The organism is Caulobacter sp. HMWF025 (genome assembly GCF_003060965.1).
Taxonomy (GTDB): Bacteria; Pseudomonadota; Alphaproteobacteria; order Caulobacterales; family Caulobacteraceae; genus Caulobacter.
Window position 1 is genome coordinate 26,583 of sequence record NZ_QAII01000002.1, and the last position, 14,431, is coordinate 41,013.

The 14,431-nt window shown below is 67.4% G+C and carries 14 protein-coding genes; 5 read left to right on the forward strand and 9 right to left on the reverse strand.

Features of this window, described 5'->3' with window-relative positions; genetic code table 11:
- Positions 1–88 precede the first annotated feature (88 nt).
- The 5 genes from DBR10_RS00430 (at position 89) to DBR10_RS00450 (ending at position 4,537) form a co-directional block, all read left to right on the forward strand.
- Positions 89–481, forward strand: a complete 393-nt coding sequence (locus DBR10_RS00430) for a thiol-disulfide oxidoreductase DCC family protein (protein ID WP_108504620.1) — start codon at positions 89–91, stop codon at positions 479–481.
- Positions 478–930, forward strand: coding sequence for a DUF3429 domain-containing protein (locus DBR10_RS00435; RefSeq protein ID WP_108504621.1), 453 nt, complete (start codon positions 478–480; stop codon positions 928–930). Before DBR10_RS00430 ends, DBR10_RS00435 begins: the two co-directional genes overlap by 4 nt.
- A 7-nt stretch (positions 931–937) precedes the next feature.
- On the forward strand, positions 938–1,663 hold the full coding sequence (locus DBR10_RS00440; protein ID WP_108556073.1) for an SDR family NAD(P)-dependent oxidoreductase: 726 nt from the start codon (positions 938–940) through the stop codon (positions 1,661–1,663).
- Between the two features lie 5 nt (positions 1,664–1,668).
- Positions 1,669–2,613: an NAD(P)/FAD-dependent oxidoreductase gene (locus tag DBR10_RS00445; RefSeq protein WP_108556074.1), complete on the forward strand. Its 945-nt coding sequence runs from the start codon at positions 1,669–1,671 to the stop codon at positions 2,611–2,613.
- A gap of 142 nt (positions 2,614–2,755) precedes the next feature.
- Entirely contained in the window at positions 2,756–4,537 is a 1,782-nt protein-coding gene (locus DBR10_RS00450; RefSeq protein ID WP_108504077.1) for a hypothetical protein, read from the forward strand.
- A 16-nt stretch (positions 4,538–4,553) separates the two neighbouring features.
- On the opposite strand, the gene DBR10_RS00455 is transcribed toward DBR10_RS00450, so the two are convergent.
- The 9 genes from DBR10_RS00455 to DBR10_RS19525 all read right to left on the reverse strand — a co-directional run bounded on the left by DBR10_RS00455 (position 4,554) and on the right by DBR10_RS19525 (position 14,407).
- Positions 4,554–5,258, reverse strand: a complete 705-nt coding sequence (locus DBR10_RS00455; protein WP_108504076.1) for a sugar phosphate nucleotidyltransferase — start codon at positions 5,256–5,258, stop codon at positions 4,554–4,556.
- Complete coding sequence (locus DBR10_RS00460) at positions 5,255–6,313, reverse strand: GHMP family kinase ATP-binding protein (protein WP_108504075.1); 1,059 nt, start codon at positions 6,311–6,313, stop codon at positions 5,255–5,257. Before DBR10_RS00460 ends, DBR10_RS00455 begins: the two co-directional genes overlap by 4 nt.
- A gap of 213 nt (positions 6,314–6,526) precedes the next feature.
- Entirely contained in the window at positions 6,527–7,609 is a 1,083-nt protein-coding gene (locus tag DBR10_RS00465; RefSeq protein ID WP_108504074.1) for a methyl-accepting chemotaxis protein, read from the reverse strand.
- 190 nt (positions 7,610–7,799) lie between these two features.
- The gene (gene gyrB / locus DBR10_RS00470) at positions 7,800–10,304 is read right to left on the reverse strand and encodes a DNA topoisomerase (ATP-hydrolyzing) subunit B (RefSeq protein WP_369831657.1); all 2,505 of its coding nucleotides are present in this window, start codon (positions 10,302–10,304) and stop codon (positions 7,800–7,802) included.
- Positions 10,301–11,464, reverse strand: a complete 1,164-nt coding sequence (gene recF, locus DBR10_RS00475; RefSeq protein ID WP_108504073.1) for a DNA replication/repair protein RecF — start codon at positions 11,462–11,464, stop codon at positions 10,301–10,303. Before recF ends, gyrB begins: the two co-directional genes overlap by 4 nt.
- Before the next feature lie 209 nt (positions 11,465–11,673).
- Complete coding sequence (locus DBR10_RS00480) at positions 11,674–12,048, reverse strand: VOC family protein (RefSeq protein WP_108504072.1); 375 nt, start codon at positions 12,046–12,048, stop codon at positions 11,674–11,676.
- Between the two features lie 69 nt (positions 12,049–12,117).
- Positions 12,118–12,462: a hypothetical protein gene (locus DBR10_RS00485; RefSeq protein WP_108504071.1), complete on the reverse strand. Its 345-nt coding sequence runs from the start codon at positions 12,460–12,462 to the stop codon at positions 12,118–12,120.
- A 5-nt stretch (positions 12,463–12,467) separates the two neighbouring features.
- Positions 12,468–14,108: a S9 family peptidase gene (locus tag DBR10_RS00490; RefSeq protein ID WP_233243133.1), complete on the reverse strand. Its 1,641-nt coding sequence runs from the start codon at positions 14,106–14,108 to the stop codon at positions 12,468–12,470.
- Positions 14,109–14,125: 17 nt separating this feature from the next.
- A complete protein-coding gene (locus DBR10_RS19525; protein ID WP_146189515.1) occupies positions 14,126–14,407 on the reverse strand; it encodes a hypothetical protein in 282 nt (93 codons plus the stop codon).
- Between the last annotated feature and the right edge of the window lie 24 nt (positions 14,408–14,431).

Below are 14,431 nucleotides of genomic sequence, written 5' to 3' on the forward strand. Positions count from 1 at the left end.
CCCGTTTGGTCCGGAAGGTAGCAGGCTTGGCGAGGCAGATACCAGCACGGACGGCCAGAACGGACGGCCATTGCGCCCTGAGGGCGGCATGACCGGTGGGCCCCAGACATCCGGCCCCGCGGTCACCGTCTGGTTCGACGGCGACTGCCCGCTCTGCCGCAGCGAGATCGCCCTGATCCGCCGCCTTGACCGGCGCGGGGCCATTGATTTCGTCGATCTGACGGCGGGCGGCTCCTGCCCGACCGACCGCGCGGCGCTTCTGGAGCGCTTTCATGCCCGCGAGGCCGGGGCCGAGTCCCTGATCTCCGGCGCTGCAGCCTTTGCCGCCATGTGGCGGGCCATCCCCGTGCTCCGGCCCTTTGGTCAACTGGCCCGAATCCCGCCGGTGCTGTGGCTGCTCGAGCGGACCTATCGCGGCTTTCTGCGCTTTCGGCCCCGGCTGCAGGCGCTGGTTCGCAGCCGGTCAAGGGAATCCCGATGACGCCCAGGCCGGACGCTCCGACCCATCCGCCCTTGCCGGTGGGCCTCTATGGGGCCCTGGGCCTGCTGCCGTTCATGGCCCCGCCAGTGATCGGTGCCCTGGTGCCGGCAACGGCCGATCTGATGGCCCTGGCCCTGGGGGCCTATGCCGCGCTGATCCTGTCGTTTCTGGGCGGCGCACGCTGGGCGTTCACCGTGGCCGGAGGACCCGTCAACAGCCGCACGATCGGTTTGGCCATGCTGCCCACCCTGGCGGGCTGGGGTCTGGTTCTGTTGCCTGAGGGGCTGAGGGCCGAGCGCCTGGCGAGCCTTGCCCTGGCCCTGGCCATTCACGGCGTCTGGGACCTGCGATCCCCTGGTCTGCCGGGCTGGTATTCGGCCCTACGACTGCCCCTGTCGGTGATGGCCTGCCTGTCGCTGCTGGCCGGCGCGGTCCTGCTGCGTGGATAGCGGCACCATGACCGGACCGGCGGTGGTCGTCGGCGGTTCGGGCGGGATCGGCTGGGCCCTGGTCGAGACCCTGCTGGCCGAGGGCAAGCACGCGCCGGTCTTTGTCCTGTCCCGGCAGCGCCCGGCCAACTGGCGCGACGATCCCCGGCTGGTCTGGCTGGCGGTCGATCTTCTCGACGAGGCGTCGCTGGCGACCGCGGCCGGGGAAATCCGGGCCTCGGGAGAGCCGAGCCTGATCCTGGTGGCGACCGGCGTCCTGCAGACCGGCGATCTGGTTCCCGAGAAGTCCATGCGGGCGCTGGACCTGGACCGGCTGACCCGGATCTTCCAGATCAATGCGGTTGGTCCGGCCCTGGTGGCCAAGCACCTGCTGCCCCTGACGCCGCGCGACCGGCGGAGTGTCCTTGCGGTGCTGTCGGCGCGGGTTGGCAGTATCGGCGACAACCAGCTGGGCGGCTGGTACGGCTACCGGGCCTCGAAGGCGGCGCTGAACATGCTGCTCCGCACCTTGGCCATCGAGCACCGTCGCACGCGGCCCATGGGCCTGTGCGTCGCCCTGCATCCGGGAACGGTTGAAACGACGCTCAGTGCGCCGTTTCCGACCACGGCACCCGGCAAGGTCCGATTGACCCCCGGCCGCAGCGCTCGGGCCCTGCTGGGTGTTCTGGGCAAGCTCGGACCGGAGGCCAATGGCGGCTTCTATGCCTGGGACGGCCAACCCATAGCCTGGTGACCTGCATGAAGACCCTGAACATCGCTGTCATCGGGGCCGGCATGGCCGGCCTGACCGCTGCCATGGCGCTCAAGGAAGCCGGACACGGCGTGACGGTCTTCGACAAGGCGAGGGGGCCGGGAGGGCGGATGTCGACCCGGCGGCAGGCGACGGCGGCGGGAGATCTGGCCTTCGACCACGGTACGCCGGCCTTCACCGCCCGGGATGCGGACTTCCAGGCCCAGGTCGAGGCCTGGATCCTTGCCGGCGTGGTCGAACCCTGGCGCGCCGGCGGCGAGGGTCTCTATGTCGGGGTGCCGGGCATGAATGCGCCGCTCAAGGCGATGGCGGCCGAGCTCGACTGCCGCTGGTCGGTCGCGGTTACGGGGCTGACGCAGGATCAATCCGGATGGGGACTGGCAGGGGCGGAGGGCGATGGCCCGTTTGACGCAATCATCCTGGCGATCCCGGCCGAACAGGCCGCCATTCTTCTCGACAGGGTTGAGACCGGTCTGGCCGAGCGGGCCCGGGCCAGTATCTCGACGCCGTGCTGGAGCCTGATGCTGGCCTTCGACGGGCCGGTGGAGACGGCCGGGGCGGTGGTCGCGGGGCAGGGCGGCGCGGCCTGGGCCGGCCGCCAGACCAGCAAGCCCGGCCGGTCAGGACCCGAGGCCTGGGTGGTCCAGGCCAGTCCCGAGTGGTCGTCGGCGCAATTGGAACTGACGCCGGACGAGGCGGCTGCGATGATGCTCGACCAGTTCCAGGCGGCGGTCGGTTCGGCCTTGCCCGGTCTGGTGTCGGCGGTCGCGCACCGCTGGCGCTATGCCCTCGCCGGATCAACGGAGGGCCCCGCTGCGGTCTGGGTTCCTGAGTTGGCGCTCGGGGTCTGCGGGGACTGGCTGGGCGGGGCGTCGGTCGAAGGGGCCTGGCGATCGGGCCTGGCCGTGTCAGAGTTGCTCAGCGCGTCCTGATCGCGGGCCGCAAGCGCGGTCGTGTGATCAACCGGCGCGTCAAATTGCCCCTTAACTTCCCGCGAGATTCAATCCACCGTCGCGGGTGTTAACCAAGAGCGCGCCTCGGTGAGCGTGTCGTGGTTCGACGGGGAGACGGGTAATGCGTTCGCCGGCCGACATGGACATCGTGCAGATCGATATCAGCACCAAGTGCCACCTGAACTGCTCGAACTGCACCCGGCTGATCGCCCACCAGCCGTCGCGCGACGACATGGCGCTGCAGACCTTCGAGACGGCCGTCAACAGCATGCAGGGCTGGAATGGCCCCAACAAGGTGCTCGGCATTATCGCCGGCGAGCCGACCCTGCACACCAGTTTCGAGAAGATTTCCTGGCGCTTCGCCGAGCTGTGGGGCGGGCCGACCTCGAACGAGGGCAAGATGCCCATTCGCGACTTCAATGAGTTCGCGAGTCAGCGGCTGTTCGACCGCGGCAACGGGCGGGGGCTCTGGACCAGCCTCGGGGCCGGCTTCTACAAGCACTATGAGACCGTCATGGCGGTCTATGGCCACTGGAACACCAATACCCACGAGTCGGCCGGCTATCATCAGGCCCTGCTGGTCTCGCGTGCCGACTACATCAAGGCCACCGGCATGTCCGAGGAGCTTTGGGTCCAGAACCGCGACGACTGCTGGGTGCAGAAGCTGTGGTCGGCCTCGATCAACGACAGGGGCGCCTATTTCTGTGAGGTCGCGGCGGCCATTGACCGGCTCTATTTCGGCGGCAAGCACGCCTGGCCGGTCGAGCACGGCTGGTGGCAGCGCAAGCCCGAGGATTTCGGCTCGCAGCTGGATCTCTGCAACTATTGCGGCCTGGCCCAGCCGGGGCCGTCGCAACTCGACCTTCTGGAACGCGACATCATTTCCGACGAGCACCTGGCCCTGCTGAAGAAGATCGGCAGCCCGGCGATCAAGAAGGACAAGTACGAGCTCTTCAACCGCACCGACCATGTCGAGCAGCGCAAGGTCGACACCCGCGACAACTATATCGGCGGCGGCGGGGCCGGCCGCCGGGTCGGGATCGGTCACAAGTCGACCAAACCCAAGAAGCTGTCCTGCGTGCTGGTGTCGGTCGGCTATGGCGAGGACCTGGCCGAAACCCTGCCGCGCAATATCGGCCTGTTCGACGAGATGGTGGTGGTCACCTCCAGCACGGACGAGCGCACCCAGGCCCTGGTGAAGGAGCACGGGGCCAAGCTGGTGATCTCCGATCGCTGCTTCGATGAGGACCATGCCTTCAACAAGGGGCGCATGCTCAATGACGGCCTGGCGGCTCTGACCAGCCCCGACTGGATCATCCTGACCGACGCCGACATCATCCTCAATCCCGACACCCGGGACCTGATTTTCAGCCACTCCTGGAATCCGGGCTGCCTGTACTTTACCGAGCGCATGGACCGGACCGTGACCGAGGGGCAGTCACCCTCGGTGAACATGGAGCCGAACGGCTATTTCCAGATGTTCAACCCCAAGGCCCTGGCCATCCGGGATCGCTGGCCCCAGGTGATGAGCGAGGAGTTCTGCTCGGCCGGCGGCATCGACACCTGGTTCTGCCAGCAGTGGAAGCGCGAGAACCTCATCGGCATCAAGGATTTCGCCGTCGAACACCTGTCCAGCCGCTTCCTCGGCGAGAACTGGAACGGCGTGACGCCGCAGACCGGCAAGTGGCGTCAGCTGGGCATCCTGACGACGGGCGGCTTCTCGACCTTCCTGAAGATGACCACCCTGCCGGACGTCATCAAGCTGACCGACACGCTGTTTGGTCAGAGCAAGATCATCGAGACCAAGGACGTCAATGAGCACGTCCGGGTCCTGCCCGACGGTCTGGAATTCATGGGCAAGCCCTTGGGACGCAGCCACATCCACGTCGCCTTCAAGGATTGACCGGGGCCTTGAAGGCCTAGGCGCGGCTTGCCAGCAGACCCTGCGCTTCGGCGAAGCTTTCCGGCACGCCGATGTCGATGAAGTCGCCCTCAAAGACCTGACCGCCTAGTTGGCCGGTCCGGCAAAGGCCCGGCAGAATGTCGTTTTCCAGTGAGCTCGGCGCGATGGCGGTCGGGATGATCGAGCGTTGCAGGCGGTAGGCTCCGCCGTTGATCAGGCCCGGGAGCGTGGGCGCGAGGCCGCGGGGCTGGAAGGCCGTTACGCTTTCGCCTTCCAGAACGATCGTCTCATAGCGATCCGCGAGCGGGATCTGTCGCAGGGCGAGGGTGGCAGGCCACTCCCGTGAGGTCGAAAGGGCCGCCCAGTCAAAGTCGAACCAGGTGTCGCCGTTGACCAGCAGGAAAGTCTCGTCCAGCTTTTCCCGGGCCTGGGCGAGGGCCCCGGCTGTTCCGAGCGGGGCCGTTTCGACCGAGATGGCGATCTCCAGGCCATGGTGATCCTCCGGCTGGAGGCTCGCGACATAGGCCTCGATGATGTCGGCCCGGAACCCGGCCAGCAGCAGTATGGACCCAAAGCCGTGGCGATGCGCCTTGTCGATCAGATGCTGCAGAAACGGCCGGCCGGCGACGGGCAGCATCGGCTTTGGCATGTCGCGGGTCAGGGAGCCGAGGCGCGAGCCCGAGCCCCCGACCAGGATGGCGCACTGGCGCAGGCGGCTCATCGCGGCACGCTCCAGGCCTCGGCCCCTTCAAAGGTGATCTTCACCGAGCTGGCCCGGCCGCCGGCCGCGTTCAGGGCCGAGATCAGGTGGTAACGGTTTTCCGGATCCGTGCAGAACATCAGGAACCCGCCACCGCCGGCTCCGGAGACCTTGCCGCCCCAGGCCCCTTCGGCCATGGCGAGATCGAACAGGCGATTGACGGCGTCGGTCGCGATCCCCTTGGCGGTTCGCTTCTTGGCTTCCCAGGAGCGCATCAGGATCGCGGACAGGTCCCGCATGTCACCCTTGAGCAGGGCCTCGCGCATGACCGCAGCATCAGCCTTCAACTGGTGCATGTTCTCGATGGTCTCGGCATTGAGGGCGCGCAGGCCGTCAATCTGCTCCTGGATAATCCCTTCCGACCGGCGGGACTGGCCCGTGAAGCAGATGACCAGCGAGGATTCGAACTCGTTCAGGAAGGCTCTCGGCACCCGCAGGGGGCTGACCATTACCCGGTCATCCGCCAGGAACTCGATGAAGTTCACACCGCCGAAGGCTGCGGCATACTGGTCCTGACGGCCACCGGCGAGGCCCAGCTTGCGGCGTTCCAGTTCGAAGGCCAGGCGCGCGACATCGCCGGGACCGAGGGGCAGTTCGAGCGCGACCCGGAAGGCTTCGATCAGGGCCACGACCAGGGCCGAGGATGAGCCGAGTCCCGACCCGGCCGGAGCATCAATCGTGGTCGAGACGGTCAGGGCAGGACGATGGCCGTCGAGATAGGTCTCCACGATGTGCTCGTAGACCGCCTTGTGCAGAACCAGGCCATGGTCGAGGTGGATCGGGGCATCGGGCTCCAGACGCTCGTCAGCACCAATATCGCGGGCCCGGAAGATCGTACTTCCGTCCGGATTGTGCATGATGTGTGCGAACGCAAAGCGATCGATCGTGGCGTTCAGCACCGCGCCGCCGAACTGGTCGCAATAGGGCGAAAGGTCCGTCCCGCCTCCGGCGAGACCCAGTCGCAGCGGAGCCCGGGACCGGACGTCGAAGGGGCGAAGGGCGCGCGCTCTGGACATGCTCAGATCTTTACACGGTTCGGGGGCAGGCGGTGTGGTGACCCTTTAGCCGGTGATCGCGACACAGGCGTCAAGAGGTCCACAGGTCGGGACCTGCGAGGACAGGGCTTGGCACGGGTCGGCATGGCGAGGGGGTGAAACCTGCGTCAAAAGGATACGGCGATGATGCCGCTGATCCCTGTCCTGCAAGGCTCAAACCACGGTGCCAGGGCCTCAGGCTGCGGCGGCAGGCCGGTCGGCCGGAATCGCCGGGGCCTGGTCCTGGGTCTGGACGAGGCAGCCGTACCAGCCCAGGCCCCGGTAGGTTTCGTAGCCCGGGGTCAGGGCGTAGCCGACGGTGACCTCGCCGTCGGCATAGCTGCCCATGGCGCCGCTCGCAGTGTTGAGCGGGAAGGTCTCGGTCAGGACGCCCTGGCCGTCCGAGGCGGCCAGCACGCGACCCTTGGCGTTCAGCAGCATGACCCGTGACCGCGCCCGCTCTTCCGGGGTCAGACGAATGCCGTCGACCACGGCCTGGGCCTGGGGCTTCCAGTCGAAATGGACACCCAGGACGCCCACGATCTTTCCCCGGCTCTGGCCGCCCTCGCGGATGGCGGTGGCATAGGTGGCGACCGGGGCGTCATTCAGGGCCTTCACGCGTTCGACGTCGCAGGCGACAAAATCGTCTCCGGTCCTGGTCGCCAGGGCATCCTGGAACCAGGCCGTATCGGCCACGGAAGCGCTGCGGGCTGCCGGATAGAGGTCGGGGCGGCCCGTTGCCAGGACGCGGCCCCGGGTGTCGCAGATCCACAGGTCCAGATAGACGGTATAGGCATCCAGAATGACGCCGAGGCGCTGGCTGGCGTAGCGGTTTGCCTCAGCCGAGGGCGCATCGGCGCAGGCCACCACGGCGGAGTCGGTGGCCCACCAGCGGACGTCGCAGGTACGTTCATAGAGGTTGCGGTCGACGATCTCGATCGCGTTCAGGGCCAGGTCCGCCAGCCGCTGGCCGCGCATGTGGCCGAGGATGGCTCCGCCGATCGCCGTCAGTTCGTCGAGGTCGCCGCGAACCTCGCTCTCGAGGGCCGCAGCCACCGCGTCGATCTCGGTGGAGATCTTCTTGAACTCTTCGGCGACGATGGCGAAGCCCTTGCCGGCTTCGCCGGCCCGGGCCGCGACGATCAGGGCATTGATCGAGAGCATCTTGGCCGCCCGGTTGACCCGCGCGATCTCGCCGATCTTTTCACCGGCGACGGTGCTGAGCCGCTCGGAGAGGTCCAGGATCCTCTCCGGACGCAGACTGGCGTCTTGTGCCAACTTTGCAGACCCTCACGCAAAACCTTACCGACTGGCGGAAGGCTCGCGCACGGTCGAGTCCGTGTCACTCGACCTATGCGACATAGGGCCGCAGAGAAGGCTTTCCTCCCCAATCCGGGGAGGAAGTCTGACCGGTCGCCGCCAGATTGGGCGGCGTGTGCTCAAAACTCGCGCAAATCCGTCAGCGGATCTAGACGTCGACCTCGGCGTCGAGGGCGTTGTCCTGGATGAACTCGCGCCGCGGCTCGACCAGATCACCCATCAGACGGCTGAACATGTCGTCGGCGTCGTCGGCGTGGTGGACCTTGACCTGCAGCAGGGTACGGGCCTCGACGTCCAGCGTGGTCTCCCACAGCTGGTCGGGGTTCATCTCGCCCAGACCCTTGTAGCGCTGGATCGACAGGCCCTTGCGACCGGCGTCGAGCACGGCCCCGACCAGATCCATCGGACCCCGGACGGTCGTCGACTTGTCCTTGCGACGGAAGACGGCGCGGCCCGAGAAGATCTCGGCGAGAGCCCCGGCCCGGTCGGCCAGACGGCGGGCATCGGCGGCATTGAGAAGGCCGTCGTCCAGCACGACGCTCTCGGTGACGCCGCGACGGACGCGCTTGAAGACATAGGCCGTGTCGCCGCGCTCGCCGCTCCACGGGCCGTCGCCCTCTTCGGCATAGAGGTCGAGGCGGGCCGCAGCGGCCGCGATGTCGGGCTTGTCGCCCAGCAGGCCGGCCAGGGCCGTCTGCTCGACGGCAAAGGCCGGGGCGCGGGCGGCCAGACGATCGATATTGCCCTTGGCCTGACGGCACAGCTGGATCAGGGCCAGCAGGTCCTGGCCGGTGCGGCGCTCGCCCGACGGCAGGTCCAGTTCGGCCCCCTCGACGCCTTCGTCGATCAGGAAGGCGTCCATCTCGGCATCGTCCTTCAGATAGCGCGAGGACTTGCCCTTGGCGGCTTTGTAGAGCGGCGGCTGGGCGATGTAGATGTAGCCGCGCTCGATCAGTTCCGGCATCTGCCGGTAGAAGAAGGTCAGCAGCAGGGTGCGGATGTGGGCGCCGTCGACGTCGGCGTCGGTCATCAGCACGATCTTGTGGTAGCGCACCTTGTCGGCATTGAAGTCGTCGCGGCCGATCCCGGCCCCGAGCGCCGTGATCAGGGTGCCGATCTGGTCGGACGACAGCATCTTGTCGAAGCGGGCCCGCTCGACATTGAGGATCTTGCCGCGCAGGGGCAGGACGGCCTGGTTGTCGCGGTTGCGGGCCTGCTTGGCCGAGCCACCGGCCGAGTCACCCTCGACGATGAAGATTTCGGACTTGGCCGGATCGCGCTCCGAACAGTCGGCGAGCTTGCCGGGCAGGGAGGTGATGTCGAGCGCGCTCTTGCGGCGGGTCAGTTCACGGGCCTTGCGGGCGGCTTCCCGGGCGGCTGCGGCTTCAGCGATCTTGCTGACAATCGCCTTGGCTTCGTTGGGATGTTCCTCGAACCAGCTGGCCAGGCCTTCCTGGACCAGGCCCTCGACGGCCGGGCGCACTTCGGACGAGACCAGCTTGTCCTTGGTCTGTGAGCTGAACTTGGGGTCCGGCACCTTGACCGACAGCACGCAGGTCAGGCCTTCGCGGGCGTCCTCGCCCCCGACACTGACCTTTTCCTTCTTCGTGATGCCCGAGCTTTCGGCGTAGTTGGTGATGATCCGGGTCAGGGCCCCGCGGAAGGCCGACAGGTGGGTGCCACCGTCCCGCTGCGGGATGTTGTTGGTGAAGCACAGCATGTGCTCGTGGTAGCTGTCGTTCCACCACAGGGCCAGGTCGACCTCGACCTTGTCCTTGCGGCCGCGAATGACGATCGGCATTTTCAGCAGCGGGGTCTTGGCCTTGTCGAGGTGGCGGACGAAGGCCTCGATGCCGCCCTCATAGTGCAGCTTTTCTTCCCACGGCTCGGCGTCGCGCAGGTCGCGGAAATAGATGGTCACGCCCGAGTTCAGGAAGGCCAGTTCGCGCAGGCGGTGTTCCAGCGTCTTGCGGTCGAAATCGATGAACGCAAAGGTGTCCTTCGACGGGAAGAAGGTGACTTCCGTGCCCGTCAGGGTCGTTCCCTCTTTCGGGCCGTCGGTGCGCAGCGGCGAGTCGCCGGTCTGGGCCAGCGAGGTCACCGCGTCGCCGCGCTCGAAGCGCATCTGGTAGCTGTGACCGTTGCGGTGGATCTTCAGTTCCAGCCAGTCGCTGAGCGCGTTGACCACCGAGACGCCGACGCCGTGCAGGCCGCCCGAGACCTTGTAGCTGTTCTGGTCGAACTTCCCGCCGGCGTGCAGCTGGGTCATGATGACCTCGGCCGCCGAAACGCCCTCGCCCTCGTGGATGTCGACCGGAATGCCGCGCCCGTCGTCGGTGACCGTCACCGAGCCGTCGGCATTGAGAATGACCTCGACCTTGGTGGCGTGACCCGCCAGGGCCTCGTCGATGGCGTTGTCGACCACCTCATAGACCATGTGGTGCAGGCCCGAGCCGTCATCGGTGTCGCCGATATACATGCCGGGGCGCTTGCGCACCGCGTCCAGGCCCTTCAGCACCTTGATCGAATCCGCGCCATATTCGCCGCCCATCACTTCGGGGGCGGCCATCTGCGAGCCGTCCGCGGTGGTCAGGCGATCGCCGGACTCGGCGTCGCTGGTGTCTTTGGGGTGGCCCTTGGTCTCGTCGGTCATACGTCTTCCAATGTAGTCAGGCCGAGTTCACTGACGCGAACCCCCAAAGCCCGACCCTTCAGGTGGTCGAACAGCGACTCGTCCGTGCCGGTCAGGAAGGCCTGGAGCTTGAGCGCCGTGATTTCGTCGGCCAGGGCAGCCCGCCTTTTCAGGTCGAGATGCGCGGCGACTTCGTCGAGCAACACTATAGGATTCGGCGCTGATTCCGCACGCGAAAGTCGCGCCGCCTGGGCCAAAACCAGGTTCAGAATCAGCGCTTTCTGCTCTCCGGTCGAACATTCGGCAGCCGGACGGTCCTTCTCGACATGCAGGATGGCCAGATCGCCGCGATGCGGTCCGGTCAGGGCCCGTCCGGCGGCCCCGTCGCGGCCCCGCGCAGCCGCCAAAGCCTGGGCGAGGCGCAGCTCGATCTCGCCGAAATCGAGGCCCTCGATAGCCATCTTCTCCCACTCACCGGTCAGGGACAGGCGGGCCTGGGGGAAGGGCCGGTCGCCGCGACCGTCGATCTCGGCCTGCAGGGCCTCGAGGGTCCGGGCCCGGGCCTGGGCCATCAGCGCGCCGGCCTCGGCCAGCCGCGCCTCCAGCGCCGTCAGCCAGACCGCATCGGCGGGGGCCCCGGCCTCCTGGGCATCGGTCAGTAGCCGCATGCGCTCGCGCTGGGCCTTGTCATAGGCATTGGCATGGGCCGCATGGGCGGGCTCGCCGGCAAAGACCAGGCGGTCGAAGAAGCGCCGGCGCTCCGACGCCGCCTCGAGAAACAGCCGATCCTGGGCCGGGGTCAGCCAGATCGGCCGCACATGATCGGCCAGACGGCCCGGCGGCACGGTCTCGCCGTCGACCCGCACCAGCCGCCGGGTCTGGCCGCCGGTTTCGACGCCGGTCCCCAACTGAACGGGTTCGTCCAGCCCCGACTCGACCAGGGCGGCCACGGCCCAGGCCCGGCCGGTCGTCTCGCCCGGCATCCGCCGCCCGACCTCGGCCAGGCTGGAGCCGCGCAGGCCGCGACCCGGCGACAGCAGGCTGACGGCTTCCAGCAGGTTGGTCTTGCCCGCGCCATTGGCCCCGAACAGATAGACGCTGGCCCCGCCGGTCTCGAGACGGGCGTGGGCATAGGACCTGAAGTCGGTCAGGGTCAGGGTGTTGATCGCGGCCGACGCCATGAGGGTGTCTTACGGCAGGTTGCGGTTGGCGTCACGTTTGACGGGTGCGGCGGCATGCACCCGCTTGCCCCCTACGGGCTGCTGCGCAGCCGTCTTCCCCCGGAGGGGGAAGATAGTCTCATCTTCCCCCCCGAACGGGGGGAGGACGACCGGCGAAGCCGGTCAGGAGGGGGCCTGCGGCGTTGGCCGCCTGCCCCCCTCCAAGCCCCCTAGCCGAACTTGTAGCCGCAGAGCTTGTTGCCGTCCGGGTCGCGGAAATAGGCGAAATAGACGCCCGGCATCCGCTCGCCGGGCGGGCCGTCGCAGGTGGCACCCAGTTCCAGGGCCTTGGCGTGGAAGGCGTCGACCTCTTCGCGGGTGTCGAAGTCAAACCCGCCCATCATGCCGTTGCCGACACAGGCCGGATTGCCGTCATAGGGCCCCAGAACCCCGAACAGGCCGGTGCCCTTGCCGCGATAGAGGCGGCCGCCCGAGGCATGTTCGTGAATGCCGTTCATGCCGATCGACCCGAGCAGGCCGTCATAGAAGGCCTTGGCCTTTTCCAGATTGTTCGACCCGACGGTCATGTAGCTGAGCTTGGCCATGTGGCGCCTCCCGTTTTCTTATGAAACGGACGGTAGCATGCGCGGCGGACCGGACAAGCGCCCCGCGCCCTACTCGAAATAGCTGCGGGCGATCTCGATATTGTCCTTCTGCCAGACCCCGGCCGCGCCGATCATCACCCGCCGCATATTGGCCAGGAAGATGGCGCGGGCCTCCTGCGGATCGACCAGCTGGCGCAGCGGCCAGTCGAAGCGGGCATCCGGGGCGATGGCATGGCAGACGGCATAGTTCATCAAGACCAGATCGACCCGGTGCTCGACCGCGCCGAACACCGCCTCGACCTGCTGCGAGCGCTCGAACCAGGTGGCGCAGCCGGTAAAGTCGGTCGCCTCCCAGAGGGTCAGCATATTGTCGAGCAGGGCCGCGAACCGCTCCTCGCGCAGGCCTTCGGCCATCCGCCCTACTGACCCTTGGGCGCGCCCAGCACCTTCTGCAGGAACTGGGTCTCGACCTCTCGGCGGCGGTCATTGTTGATCTTCTTCAGGAAGCCGTGGCCCTCGTCCTTGAACTGGACGTACCAGGTCTCGATGCCCTGCTCGCGCAGCCTGGCCACCACCTGGTCGGATTCGGACTTGGGTACGCGCGGATCGTTCCAGCCCTGCATGACCAGCATCGGCTTGCTGATCTTGGCGACATTGTTCATCGGCGAGATCGTCTCGAAGGCCTTCAGCATCTTCGGATCGCGCTCGTCGCCATATTCGGCCCGGCGCAGGTCGCGGCGATAGGCTTCGGTGTTCTGCAGGAACGAGACGAAGTTGCTGATGCCGTAGCGCTCGATCCCGCCGGCCAGGCGGTCGGAATAGTGGGTCATCACCGCCAGCGACATGTAGCCACCATAGGACTGGCCATAGACGACGACGCGGCTGGGATCGAGATCCGGCTGGGTCTTGATCCAGTCCAGCAGGGCCCCGATGTCCCTGACCGAGTCCTCGCGCTTCTCGGCATTGTCGAGGTTCAGATAGGTCTTTCCGTACCCGGATGATCCCCGGATATTGGTGACGATCACCGCCGCGCCCAGTTCGGCGACGCTGTGCTGGTGGAAGGCGCTGAAGGTCGGGCGCGACTGGGCCTCGGGGCCGCCGTGGATGTCGATGATCACCGGGGCCTTCTGGCCGGCGGCTAGTTTGGGCCTGTAGACAAAAGCCGGGATCGAGCGCTTGTCGAACGAGGGGTAGCGGATCAGGTCCGGCGTCGCCAGGGCCTTCGCGTCCAGTCCGCCCAGCTCCGACGCCGTCCAGCGCTGCAGCTTGCCGTCGCTGACGCCCCAGCTCCAGGCGTCGCTGGAGGCGGTGGGGGTCGACAGGCTGAAGCCCAGGGTTTCGCCGTCGGCCGAGAAGGCCAGGCCGCCGACCACGCCGGCGGGCAGCTGGGGTTGCGGCAGGGCGCGCCTGGTCCTGAAGTCCTGCACGACCAGTTTCGAGTAGCCGTCCTCATTGACGACATAGGCCAGGATGCTGCCGTCGCCCGACAGGGCAAAGTCCTCGATGTCCCACGGACGATCGGTGCCCGAGACGATGGTCCGGGCCCCGGTGGCCAGATCAATCTGGGTCAGCCGCATGAAGTCCGAGCCTTCGTCGGACAGCAGCAGCACGCTCTTGCCGTCGGGCGTGAACTTGCCGCCGGCATAGGAGACCTTGGTCGTGCCGGCGTTGAGCGGCGTCAGCTTGCCGCTCGCCACGTCGAGCAGCCAGCGCTTCGACTCGGCGATCGAATAGTAGCGGCCGACCAGCACGGTCCTGCCGTCGGGCGACACCGCCTCGGGCGAGATCGCGCCTTCGCCCTTCAGGATCACCCGGGCCCCGCCGGGGGCGGACGGATCGCGCATCAGGATGTCGGCGTCGCCCGAGCCCTTGGTCGATCGCGCCCAGACCAGGACCGCTCCGTCCTTTGACCAGGTCGCCCCGCTGTTGCGGGTGCCGGTTTCGGTAATCTGGGTCTCGACGCCCGCCGCATTGCGGATGAACAGCTGGAACCACTCGTCGCCGCCGGTGTCCTTGGAGAACAGCACATCGCCGTTCGGCAGGGTGTGGACCCCGCTCACCGGCTCGTCATGGAAGGTCAGCTGCGGTCGGCGCCGGGGGCGGCCACCCGGTGCAGCTGGTTGGTATTGGCAAAGCGGGTGACGATCAGCATGCCGCCGTCAGAGGCCCAGTCGGCGAAGCTGGCGGCCCGGACGTTCTGGTAGCGGTTCAGCCCGGCCCGGATCGACGGCGCGGCCACTGGCACGTTCTCGAGGATCTGGTTGCCGATCTCGCGGCGCTCGACTTGGGCGGTCTGGGCCAGGGCCGGCGCGGTGAACAGGAGGACGGCGAGCGAGGCACCGGCGAGCATGCGGTTCATGGATGGACCCCTTCAGACAGCAAA

Excerpts from the sequence above, each read along its gene's own strand:
- DBR10_RS00430 (WP_108504620.1), top strand. The coding sequence starts at position 89 with ATGACCGGTGGGCCCCAGACATCCGGCCCCGCGGTCACCGTCTGGTTC.
- DBR10_RS00435 (WP_108504621.1), top strand. The coding sequence starts at position 478 with ATGACGCCCAGGCCGGACGCTCCGACCCATCCGCCCTTGCCGGTGGGC.
- DBR10_RS00440 (WP_108556073.1), top strand. The coding sequence starts at position 938 with ATGACCGGACCGGCGGTGGTCGTCGGCGGTTCGGGCGGGATCGGCTGG.
- DBR10_RS00445 (WP_108556074.1), top strand. The coding sequence starts at position 1,669 with ATGAAGACCCTGAACATCGCTGTCATCGGGGCCGGCATGGCCGGCCTG.
- DBR10_RS00450 (WP_108504077.1), top strand. The coding sequence starts at position 2,756 with ATGCGTTCGCCGGCCGACATGGACATCGTGCAGATCGATATCAGCACC.
- DBR10_RS00455 (WP_108504076.1), bottom strand. The coding sequence starts at position 5,258 with ATGAGCCGCCTGCGCCAGTGCGCCATCCTGGTCGGGGGCTCGGGCTCG.
- DBR10_RS00460 (WP_108504075.1), bottom strand. The coding sequence starts at position 6,313 with ATGTCCAGAGCGCGCGCCCTTCGCCCCTTCGACGTCCGGTCCCGGGCT.
- gyrB (WP_369831657.1), bottom strand. The coding sequence starts at position 10,304 with ATGACCGACGAGACCAAGGGCCACCCCAAAGACACCAGCGACGCCGAG.
- recF (WP_108504073.1), bottom strand. The coding sequence starts at position 11,464 with ATGGCGTCGGCCGCGATCAACACCCTGACCCTGACCGACTTCAGGTCC.
- DBR10_RS00480 (WP_108504072.1), bottom strand. The coding sequence starts at position 12,048 with ATGGCCAAGCTCAGCTACATGACCGTCGGGTCGAACAATCTGGAAAAG.
- DBR10_RS00485 (WP_108504071.1), bottom strand. The coding sequence starts at position 12,462 with ATGGCCGAAGGCCTGCGCGAGGAGCGGTTCGCGGCCCTGCTCGACAAT.
- DBR10_RS19525 (WP_146189515.1), bottom strand. The coding sequence starts at position 14,407 with ATGAACCGCATGCTCGCCGGTGCCTCGCTCGCCGTCCTCCTGTTCACC.